8 protein-coding genes and 1 tRNA gene are annotated in these 10675 nt (G+C 65.0%); all 9 read right to left on the bottom strand.

Annotation, left to right across the window (positions count from 1 at the left end):
* Nucleotides 1-57 precede the first annotated feature (57 nt).
* The 9 genes from CKO27_RS11890 to rsgA all read right to left on the bottom strand — a co-directional run bounded on the left by CKO27_RS11890 (nucleotide 58) and on the right by rsgA (nucleotide 10105).
* Complete coding sequence (locus CKO27_RS11890; RefSeq protein ID WP_200375111.1) at nucleotides 58-2322, bottom strand: PTS sugar transporter subunit IIC/EAL domain-containing protein; 2265 nt, start codon at nucleotides 2320-2322, stop codon at nucleotides 58-60.
* Entirely contained in the window at nucleotides 2319-3365 is a 1047-nt protein-coding gene (locus tag CKO27_RS11895; RefSeq protein WP_200375112.1) for a GGDEF domain-containing protein, read from the bottom strand. Before CKO27_RS11895 ends, CKO27_RS11890 begins: the two co-directional genes overlap by 4 nt.
* 21 nt (nucleotides 3366-3386) lie before the next feature.
* Nucleotides 3387-3947 (bottom strand): carboxymuconolactone decarboxylase family protein, encoded by a 561-nt coding sequence (locus CKO27_RS11900; RefSeq protein WP_200375113.1) that lies wholly within the window; start codon nucleotides 3945-3947, stop codon nucleotides 3387-3389.
* A gap of 415 nt (nucleotides 3948-4362) precedes the next feature.
* Nucleotides 4363-4458: transfer RNA gene (locus CKO27_RS11905), tRNA-Sec, on the bottom strand.
* 12 nt (nucleotides 4459-4470) lie between these two features.
* On the bottom strand, nucleotides 4471-6390 hold the full coding sequence (gene selB, locus CKO27_RS11910; RefSeq protein WP_200375114.1) for a selenocysteine-specific translation elongation factor: 1920 nt from the start codon (nucleotides 6388-6390) through the stop codon (nucleotides 4471-4473).
* A 6-nt stretch (nucleotides 6391-6396) separates the two neighbouring features.
* Nucleotides 6397-7827 carry an L-seryl-tRNA(Sec) selenium transferase gene (gene selA, locus CKO27_RS11915; RefSeq protein ID WP_200375115.1) on the bottom strand — a complete coding sequence of 477 codons (1431 nt, stop codon included), beginning with the start codon at nucleotides 7825-7827 and terminating at the stop codon, nucleotides 6397-6399.
* Nucleotides 7817-8743: a formate dehydrogenase accessory protein FdhE gene (gene fdhE / locus CKO27_RS11920; protein WP_200375116.1), complete on the bottom strand. Its 927-nt coding sequence runs from the start codon at nucleotides 8741-8743 to the stop codon at nucleotides 7817-7819. The genes selA and fdhE overlap by 11 nt, the downstream gene beginning before the upstream one ends.
* Nucleotides 8744-8839: 96 nt before the next feature.
* Nucleotides 8840-9010, bottom strand: a complete 171-nt coding sequence (locus CKO27_RS11925) for a hypothetical protein (protein WP_242470870.1) — start codon at nucleotides 9008-9010, stop codon at nucleotides 8840-8842.
* Between the two features lie 24 nt (nucleotides 9011-9034).
* Entirely contained in the window at nucleotides 9035-10105 is a 1071-nt protein-coding gene (rsgA, locus tag CKO27_RS11930; RefSeq protein ID WP_200375117.1) for a ribosome small subunit-dependent GTPase A, read from the bottom strand.
* Between the last annotated feature and the right edge of the window lie 570 nt (nucleotides 10106-10675).

Genomic DNA, 10675 nt, shown 5'->3' on the forward strand with positions numbered 1-10675 from the left:
GAATCCATCCGAACCGCGCCTCCTTACGGAAACGCTCCCAGGATCCCCAAGATCCCTTCAAAGGTTCTCTCGCGAGAGCATGACCGGGCCATCATTGGCTTGGGAATATTCCGCCTGCCGCCTGTTCTTCCGCTGGGTGCCAATGAAACTTAGACAGTCGTCAGGCCCCAGCGGGCGGCTGAAGAGATAGCCCTGAAAGGTCTCGCAGCCGAGCGCGAGGAACATCGCGAGCTGGGCATCCAGCTCGACGCCCTCGACGATGGTGGTGATGCCAAGAGATCGGCTCAGCTCGTTGATACTGCGCACGATGTGTTCGTTGAGACCGCCTGGGCCTCCGACCGTCAGTGAGCGGTCGATCTTGACCGTGTCGATCGGCAGTTCGCGCAGATAGCGCAGCGAGGCATGCCCCATGCCGAAGTCGTCGATCGCGATGCGTACCCCGGTGTCGCGCAGCCGACGCAGTGAGTCCAGCGCGAGCGCGTCCGGGATGAGCACCGTGGATTCGGTGATCTCAAGCTCCAGCAGATGCGGGTCGAGTCCGGTCTGCCCGAGAACCTCAAGCACGGTCCGGGCGAACGCCGGGCTCAACAACTGTCGCGGCGAGACGTTGACAGAGAGAATGAGCGCGTCCGGCACCGCGCCGCGCCAGGCCGCCCGCCGCGCGCAGGCTTCGGCGAGCACGAAGGCGCCGAGCCGGTCGATCAGGCCCATGTCCTCCGCGATGGCCACGGTCACCGGCGGCGGGATGCGTCCATAGGCCGGATGGCGCCAACGCAGGAGCGCTTCGACCCCGTGGACACAGCATCCCTTGGCGCCGATCTGGGGCTGGTATTCCAGAAAGAGCTGGTCTTGCGCCTTGAGCGCGAGGGCCAGGTCGTCGGCCAACGCCTTCGCCAGCCGCCCTTCCTCGCCCGGTCGATCGAGACACTTGCGGCCGCCAGACCCGGTCTCGCTGCTCTCGGCGGCGCGCAGGAGCCCGTTCAGGACCCGTTTGCCACGGTGCTCGCGCACGCGGTCGGAGAGACGCGCGAAGGGGATGTAGAGGAGGGTTCCCAGGGCGACATTGATGAGTTGCATGACCAGGCCCGCCACCGAACCGGTCGCGACGAAGCCGCTGATCAGGACCGGCGTCGTCCAGGGCATCGCGGTCGTGGTGTGGGGCACCAGGTCGAGCGCCGTCGCGGCAAAGGCCGTCAAGGTCTGGACCACGGGGGTCAGGAGGAAGGGAATGAGGTAGCTCGGGTTGAGGATCAGCGGGATGCCGAAGAGGAGCGGCTCATTCACATTGAAGAGCGCCGGGAAGAGCGCGAAGACCGCGAGCTTGCGCCCGCCAGCATCGCGGCTGACGAGCAGGATGGCCAGGATGAGACAGAGCGAGCTGCCCGAGCCGCCGATGCGCGCGAAGGCATCGACGAAGGATTTGGTGATGATGAAGACGGGCTCGCCGCCCGCCTGCAAGGCGGCGGCATTCGCCAGCCCCGCCGGAATGAGGACATGCTCCTCGACCGCGAACAGCAGGTTGGGACCATGGGCGCCGAAGAACCAGAGGATCTGCGACAGGCCCACGTAGGAGAGTCCGGTATCGAGACCGCTGCCGGCATCCGTGAACGGCTGCCCCACCCAGTCGCGCGTGCTCGCGTAGAGATCGGCGACGCCGACCGCCGTGAGCGCCCATTGCAGGAGACCGAAGCAGAGGATGGTGAGCATGCCGGCCGGCATCACGGTCAGCACGTCGCGCACCACCGGATCGCTGCCGACCGTGCGGAACGGGAGCTGCAACCACTGGATCTGGGACAGTCGCAGAAAGATCCAGGAGCCGAGCGCCGCAACACCCATCGCCACCAGGAGGCCGTGGCTCAATGAAAAGAGTTCGCTCCAGCTTCCCGCTTGAGCCGGCGCGGTGATGACGAAGAAGCACGAGAGGACGACGACCGCCGCCATGATCGGACTCACGAAGGGTCCGGAATGGCGCTGGTTGTGGAGCGTCGCCATGGTCCCGCTCAGGGCGCACAGCAAGGCCAGCGAGGCGATGCCGAACGAGCCGTCGATCAGATTGCCGCAGCGGATCCGCCAGGCCGGCCCCAAGGCGGCGTCCAGCATCTGCTGCGCGCCGAGCGAGGGGAAGTCGCGGACCAGAATGGCCAGCGCGCCGACCATGATCAGCGGCAGCACCAGCGCCAATCCGCGTTGAATGGCCAGAAAGAGCGGTCGATCACCCGCGCGGATCAGCAGTTCCGGCAAGGCCCCTCCGGCGCCCCAGGGCTTCGGGCCGGCACCCTCGACTTTCGGAGTGGCGCTGGTGGTCGCCGGTCGCCCGCTCATCCGACGGTGACTCGGTTGCGTCCAGATCCCTTCGACTGGTAGAGGGCATCGTCGGCGCGCTTGATCAAGGCTTCAAGCCTGGGGTGCTCATGCCCACTGGTGCTTGCCGTCCCCAGACTGATTGTCACGTTCAGCACCTGATGCGGATCAGGGCCGATCTGGACCGGGGTATCGGCGACGATGCGGCGAAAGCGCTCGGCCGCCCGCTCGACGTTCTCCGGGCTGCACGCGGAGAGCACGAACAGAAACTCCTCCCCGCCGTAACGTCCCAGGCTGTCCCCGGAGAAGGCTTGCGCACGCAGCCGGCGCGAGACTTCACGCAGCACCTGATCGCCGGCGAGGTGGCCATGGTTGTCGTTGATGATCTTGAAGAAATCGATGTCGGCCAGGATGATGCTCAGTGGCTCTCCGCACGCAATCGTGCGCGCAAGCTGGGTGTCGAGTTGCTCGATGACGGCGCCGCGATTCAGGAGGCCGGTCAGGGCATCGCGGGTCGCCTTGTCGACCAGGGCGTTCATGGCGTGTCGGCGCAGCTCAATGCCGGTCAGACGATCGGTCAAGTGGTTGCCGAAGAGCCGAATGAACTTGATGTCCAGCTCGTTGAAGGGCTCGTGGCGCGCGGCCGCGCTCAAAAGCCCGGTGCACTGCCCCAGGCGGACGAAGGGCAAGACCTGGATCTCGGTGATGGCCTTGCCCGCCAGGTGCTCCGGGGGAAGCGGCGGCGCGACCAGCTCCGCCGGCCGCACCAGTCGCGGTTTCTGTTGGGACAGGTGCCAGGCGTCCCAGGCATCAAGCGTGGCGACGCTCGCGAGATGGGCCTCCCCGCGCGCGCCGTCGATGACCAGAAAGCCCTCCTCCGCCGGCAGCACCAGCCGCCAACAGGTGACATTGGCGAAATACTTCCAATGCCGCGCGACCCGTTGCGCGATCTCCTCGACATGCTCGGTCTGCTGGACGTCGTCGAGCAGCTTGAACACGGCCTCGTACCGCACCAGTTGCTGCGCGGTCCGTTCCCGCCAGGAGGCTGTCAGATCCCTCTCCATGATCCCATCTCCGGCCAACCCTCAGAGAATGGCACGATAGTTCGGATCCAGATCCAACTTCAAGGCGCTGGTGTAGATGTTGAACATGGACGCCAGATCGATGACCGCGATGATTTCGCAGATCTCCTCCCGGCTGAAACCCTCGTCCATCAGATTCTCGAAGTCTTCGTCCGTCACCTGATTGGCATCGGCGATGACCTTTTCCGCGAAGGCGACGACCTGCTCGTAATAGGGCGGCAGAACCCGCTCCGTGCCCGCCGTGACGAAGCTGTGCAGCTCGTCGAACGACAACGTCTTGTCGAGACTGAGGACATTCTGGGCGTGGCAGGCCGAGCAGTAACGCGCGCCATGCCTGGCCGAGACGACGAAGACGATCATCTCCTTGAGCGGCAGGGGCAGACTGCCGCTGAAAAGCGTGCCCTTCGCCCGCTCCCAATAGGCCCGAGCCAGGGGCGCGCTGTGCCCGAGGCTCTGCATCCAGATGGGAACCGAACTCTCCCCGGTCGTGCGCATGAAGTCGTCATAGACCTCGCGCGTCTCGGCGGAGGCGTCGTTGTAGTCGATCAGGATGTAGCGTTGCATGTTCAAAATGTCCCTGATGCGAAGGCCGGATGACCTCGATAATCTCTGTTTCGTGTCCGAACACCTGAGGCGACACCTCGCTTGGGCGCCGGTACAGGCTCGCCTGGAATGACGGGTGTCCGCCCAAAAGGCATCCATTGTTCAGGATGCGGAGAACCCTGATCTCAACACGATGGTGATGTCGGATAAAGTTCCGACATCCGGCAATTCTGACGTCTGTGTAAACGTCAAGTCTCCGCGGGCGATCACAAAACGAACAAGCGCTGGCGGAAGCCGAGCTGGATGGTGTCAAACACTTTCCGCCTCGGATTGCGTCCATTGATCGGGCGCGATAGCGCCCGTTACCGTGGAGGCACTGGGCAGCGCTAACGCCAGACATCGGTGTTTCAATAGGTTGCGAGGTGTTACGCAGGAATGGCGGAAGGAAGTGGGAGTCGAACCCACCCGGGAGCGTCTGACGCCCCCAACCGGGTTTGAAGCCCGGCCGCCCCACCGGAGGCGATTCCCTTCCAGGGATGACTGCTTATGCTCGATCCACCGAGGCCGCTGGATCGGCCAGTGGGCTGTCGGCGCGGAGCCGATGGGTGTCGCGCACCCGCCGGGTGAGGCCGATCCGATCGAAATACTCCAGGATCTGGATACCGCGCTTGCGGCCGAGCCCGGTGCGGTCGCGGAAGTCGGCGGCGCGGACTCCGCCGGTCTCCGCGTCGAGCTGGCGGACGACGCCAGCTAGCCGCTCGATCGCCTCCGGGACATAGAAAAGATCGCGGACGACCTGAAAGAGCGTCCCTTGGCCGCTCATCTTCCGCATCAGCCGTCTCACGGCCGCCTCGTCCAGGTCCAACGCCTTCGCGAGGTCGCGCACCCAAGGCGGATCCAGCGGCTCACGCCGCAGCAGGGGGAGTATCCGCTCGGCGGTGGCCTCTTCACCCGGACTCAGCGTCAGATCGTGCTCGGGTCGATGCAGCCAGACGCCGGTGCGTTTCAGTAAACCGCCCTGGATCAGTTCGGCGACCAGGGCGTTGAACATGGGCAACGGCAACTTCGGGAGCCACATACGGCGCGCGCGCCCGGCGTCCGGACCCAACTCCTCGGCTGATCGTTCGTGATAGTCCGCGAGCCCCTGTAACAGGCGCTGTTCCAGTATCAGCCACGCGGATTGTGCCACAGCGAAGGACTGCGCGCCGGTGCCGATGCGCCGGCTGTCCAGCGACAGGAGCGCCCCAAGGTCCGGCACATTCCAGGCGGCTTGCAGCCGGTCGAGATCGAGCCCCCAAGCGGCGTGATCGAGCAGTCGCCCCAGCCGCTCGGCTGGCGCGTCAAACTCCAGGGCCGCGAGTGTATCGAGCCGCTCCTGGGTCCGACGCTTGCGCGCGGGCGCGAGGATGTCGAGGACGCGACCGCCGCCGAGCGTCTGGCGCGCCTCCGCATCACGCACGATAAAGCGATCGCCGTGGAGCGCGCCGATGGGACGGTCCGGCACGACCTGCACGAAGACGCTGTCGCCGGGGGCGAGCCGATCGCCTTCCAGGAGCACCAGATGGGCCATGACATGGGCGGCCCCCAGATGCAGATGGACCGGGAACCAATGCCGCAGGGTTCGCGATGCCTGGGCCGACAGCGCCAGCCGCGCGTCGAAGCGCTCGACCGGGATGCCGAGCGGCGGCGCGACGATCCAGTCACCGCGCTCGATCTCGTCCTTCTCGACGCCGGCCAGGTTGAGCGCGCACCGCTGGCCAATGCGGCCGGACTCGGCCGGTTGGTTCTGGGCATGCAGTCCGCGCAGGCGCACACGCCGCCCGCCGGGTGCGATCATCAGCTCGTCCCCGACACGGACCGATCCCGAAAAGACCGTTCCCGTGACGACGGTGCCTGTTCCGTGCAGGGTGAAGCTGCGGTCGACCGCCAAGCGGAAATGACCCTGCTCGCTGCGCCGCAGAAGCCGTTCACTCGCCTCGAAAAGGTGCTGGCGCAAGGCGTCGATCCCATCTCCGCTGATGGATGACACCGGAAACAGCGGCGCGCCGGCGAGTCGCGTCGTCGCCAGCAGATCCACGATCTCTCGGCGCACCGCTTCGACCCGCACCGCCTCGACCCGATCGATCTTGGTCAAGGCGACCGCACCCCGCGCGATGCCAAGCCGCTCGATGATCTCCAGATGCTCGCGGGTCTGCGGCATCACACCGTCATCGGCCGCGACCAACAGCAGCAGGAAGTCGATGCCGGCCGCGCCGGCGAGCATGGTGTGGATCAGACGCTCGTGCCCCGGCACGTCGATAAAACCGAGCACCTCGCCGTTGGGCAGGGGCTGGTAGGCATAGCCCAGCTCGATGGTGATGCCGCGCGCCTTCTCCTCCTTGAGCCGATCGGTGTCCACACCGGTGAGCGCATGAACCAGCGCGGTCTTGCCGTGATCGATGTGTCCGGCGGTGCCGATGATCATTCTTCGTCAGTGGTCAGTGGTCAGTGGTGCGAGTTGGCGGACGAAATCGGGTTCCGCTCCGACCGGCAGGCAGCGGAGATCGAGCCGCAAGGCGCCGTCGGCGATGCGGCCGATGATTGGGGTTGGCAGGCCGCGCAGGGCGGCCTCCAGTCGGTTGAGTCCGCCGCCGCGTTTGGCCGTGGGGGTGATGACTAGGGCGTGACTCGGCAGACGATCCACGGGCAGGGAGCCGCTGCCGATTTGCGATAGCGCTGGCTCGGCGGTGACCTGGACCGGCCAGGCGGCGAGCGCCTGTTGCAATGCCGGCAGCAGGCGCAGCGCCTGGGCGCGGATCTCTGGCTCGGGCCGGGTCAGCAGACGTAGCGCGGTCAGGCGTTCGGCCAGCCGGTCCGGGTCGCGATAGAGATGCAGCACGGCTTCGAGCGTGGCAAGCGTAAGCTTGCCGACCCGCAGGGCGCGTTTGAGCGGATTCTTCTTGATCCGTCGGATGAGATCGGCGCGACCGACCAGGATGCCGGCCTGGGGGCCGCCGAGCAGCTTATCGCCGCTGAAGGTCACCAGATCCGCGCCGAGTGCGAGCGATTCCTGGGGCGTCGGTTCGCGCGGCAGCCCGTAACGCGCCAGATCCACCAGGGTGCCGCTGCCCAGATCGACGACGAAGGGAAGCGCGTGGCGATGCGCCAGGGCGATCAGGCCGGCCTCGGGCACGGCCTTGGTGAAGCCCTGGATCGCGTAGTTGCTGGTGTGCACCTTCATCAGCAGCGCGGTGCGCGGCCCGATCGCCTCCTCGAAGTCGCGCGGGTGGGTCCGATTGGTCGTCCCGACCTCGCGCAGTTTTGCCCCGGCCCGGCTCATGATGTCCGGCACCCGGAAGGCCCCGCCGATCTCGACCAGCTCGCCGCGCGAGACCAGCACCTCCTTGCGCGAGGCCAGCGTATTCAGCAGCAGAAAGACCGCCGCCGCGTTGTTGTTGACCACCGTCGCCGCCTCGGCCCCGGTCAGCTCGCGCAGCAGACCCTCGACGATGTCGTCGCGATCGCCGCGCCCGCCGGTCTCCAGGTCGTACTCCAGCGCGCAGGGGTTGCGCGCGGCTTCGACCATGGCCGTGATGGCCTCCTCGGGCAGCGTCGCGCGGCCGAGATTGGTGTGCAGCACGGTGCCGGTGAGGTTATGGACGGGGCGCAGGCGCGTGGCGCCGCGTTCCGCGAGCAGGCTCGCCAGACGCTGCACTAAGGCGCTCTCGGTCAAGGCGCAGGCATCGACGCCCGCGTCCCGGATCTCGTCGCGAAGACTGGAGATCAGATCCCGAACCGCCGTGGTCGTCGCCTGCCGGCCATGCTCCGCGAGCAGCGCGGCGGTCGCCGGCCAGGTCAGGACGCGATCGACCGAGGGGAGCAGGGCGAAGAGGTTGTCAGCCTTGGGCCGCTCAATCGCCATCCAAACTACCGCCCTGCAACAGCATCAAATTGACCCCGCTGCGTCCATAGCCTTCTTCGCTCATCAGCCAGTCGAGCGCGAGCGAGGCCAGGTCATCGGCCGTCGGTTCCAGGTCAGGGGTCTGGTTCTGATAGAGGATCTTGAGATAGCTCCGGCACTCGGGACAGGACTCGGCGCGAATCGCGGACTCGGGATTCTCGACCGCGTGGTAGCCGATCTGGCGGGTGCTATTGCAGTTGCTGCACTTGGCCCGCTCCAGATACCAGTGCGAATCGCAGAGCGAGCAGACGAGATAGCGCAGGGCATCCGTGACTCCGCCGATGCGAACGACCGAGGCGACAGGGTGCGAACCGCAAACGGGACAGAGATTCGGGAAGGCTGGGCGCGCGATCCGCGACGCCTCCAGGGTTTGGGCGAGCAGGCTCCAGTAGACCTGCAGGGCGGCGGCGATGATGGCCGAGGCGGCGATGTCGACGCGGGCGAGATCGAGCGCGAGCAGCGCCTCGGCCTGCTCCTCGATCCAGACGTCGTTGCTGTTGGCGATGCCCTCCAGCACCGCCCTGGCCTGGGCCGGCGCGGACGGACCGAGCCGGCCCGCCAGGTCGCGGACCAACTCGCGCCAGCGCGGATCGCGCGCCAGGCCCTGGGGTGCGAGCGGCGGGAAGCCATGCGTGGCGCATTGGTCGAGGTGCGCCGCATCCGGTGGCGCGAGATCCGTCAGCGCGTCGAATGCCGTCTGCTGCCAGTCGGCGATGGCGGCGACGAAGGTCAGATAGTCCCCGAGCCCGTGCCCCGGCGCGATCCGCCGCAGACGCTCCGCACGGGTCTTGAAGGTGTGCGCGTCCGGTAAGATCAGACGCGGGATCGCGGCAGAGAAGGACTCGATTTCGCCGGGTTGGAGGATCTTCGCAGGCATCATTGATCCATGTGACAGTCGATGGAAGGGGTGGAAACGAAGCGGCGAGAATCTGATCGCGATCGGCCACTTATTGGCTGGCTCATCAGGCTTGGGTCAGTCTCGATCGCCAAACACATAGCTCAAATCCATCTCGGTTTCCTCGAATGGCGGAATGCGCGCCTTGCCGACGCCTGTTTCGACGCCTAACTCCACGGCAAAGCTGACGTGATAGGTTCCGTCAACCAGTCGATAGGCGATCAGGGTCCGATCTTCCGGGGAAATCACCCAGTAATAGGGAATCTTGCTGCGCTAGCGATTCTTCAAGTCCGCTTTCACCGTCTTGATGTATCGACCAAAGTCCCGATCCTTCTTTCTCTTTTCAGCATGGGACATCTGGTTGAAGTCGGACTCTTCCCTGAGCTTCAGGTAGTTTTCATAATGCTCTCGGCTGATGTCGCCGGAATCAACCGCGCCGAGCACGGCACAACCTGGCTCGCCTGTATGGCGACAGTCACCATAACGGCAGTTGGAAGCCAGGGCCGTGATTTCAGAATAACTACTCCCGATGCCGTCTTCCGCTCCAACAATGCCAAACTCGCGCATGCCAGGGTTGTCGATCACCAGCGCGCCATTATCGAGACGAATCAGCTCGCGACGAACGGTGGTATGCCGTCCTTCGCCGGTTCCGCTGACAGCCCCGGTTTCCAATCGTTCGCCATCGATCAAATGATTGATCAGCGTGCTCTTTCCAACCCCTGAGGATCCGACGAAGCAATAGGTCTTTCCAGGCGTCAACAAGCGCTTGAGATCGTCCAGTCCATCCCGTGTGACATTGCTCAGGGCCAGAATCGGCGCCATGATTCCAGTCGCGTCTATTTCCGCCAACTGCGCGGCGAGAACGGCGGGATCCACCAAGTCCGTCTTGGTGAGTAGAATGCATGGATTCGCTCCGCCATCCATCACCATGACGAGATAGCGTTCCAACCGCTTCAGATTGAAATCGAAGTGGCATGACTGAACGATAACGACGTAATCCAGGTTCGCCGCGATCATCTGATACTCGACGGCATTCCCCGCCGACTTTCTACGCAGCGAGGTCCGGCGTTCCAGAATCGAGTGAACCACACCAAAATCGTCGCCTGGCGGCCGTACCAGACACACCCAATCGCCCACGCACGGCAGCTCATGGGCGAGGTGATGGCGGTGCAGATAGCGGCCGGCCAGCTTCGCCCGGAAATGTCCGGTCTGGTCCACGACCAATAGCTGATCACGATCGACAGCCGCGACGCGGGCGATCGTCTCCGTTGGGTTACATTCCGCGCGCTGCTCGAACCAGTCGGTCCAACCCAATTCATTCAGTTTAGAGAGCCGATTTTTCATTATTCTCTGCTTACTCGAATCGCACTCTTGCTGCGGCGCGGAACAAACCGCATCAATCGCGAAGGATGCTACGGACCTGCAATTCAATGTGTGAAGGACGTCGATTCGATGGATCGCCGAAATAGCAACGAGCAACGCACAATCCAGCGGTTTCTTGGGAACTCCGCCCTCCTCAATCAGCCCGCGTCGGGCGATCCGCCATTCAGATGCAGCCCAAATCCAACAACGCCCGCGGCACTCCAGGACGGGGCCATATCCGCAGAGCCCGGTGGTCCCAAAGTGGTGGAACCTCCTATCCGCGTTCCATTCTACGCCGGCTCAATCCCGCTCGCCGACAGCCATTTCGTCGATCCGCACGTCTGCCCAGTCCACGGGGTATAGGTCAGCCGCAACCGCGCGGTGGAAGGTGGAATAGGGCCAATCCCGAATGGCACTAAGATAAGCCCAACCTGCTGAAACGCATGAGAAAGGCTGGCGGTGGTGGTAGGCTGAGAGTGGCCAAACCCAACTGCCCACCCGTGGAGCCAGCCCCCATGCATCCTCGTCAGCGCGCCGCGCAGCGGCAACGAC

The organism is Thiocystis violacea, assembly GCF_016583575.1.
Taxonomy (GTDB): domain Bacteria; phylum Pseudomonadota; class Gammaproteobacteria; order Chromatiales; family Chromatiaceae; genus Thiocystis; species Thiocystis violacea.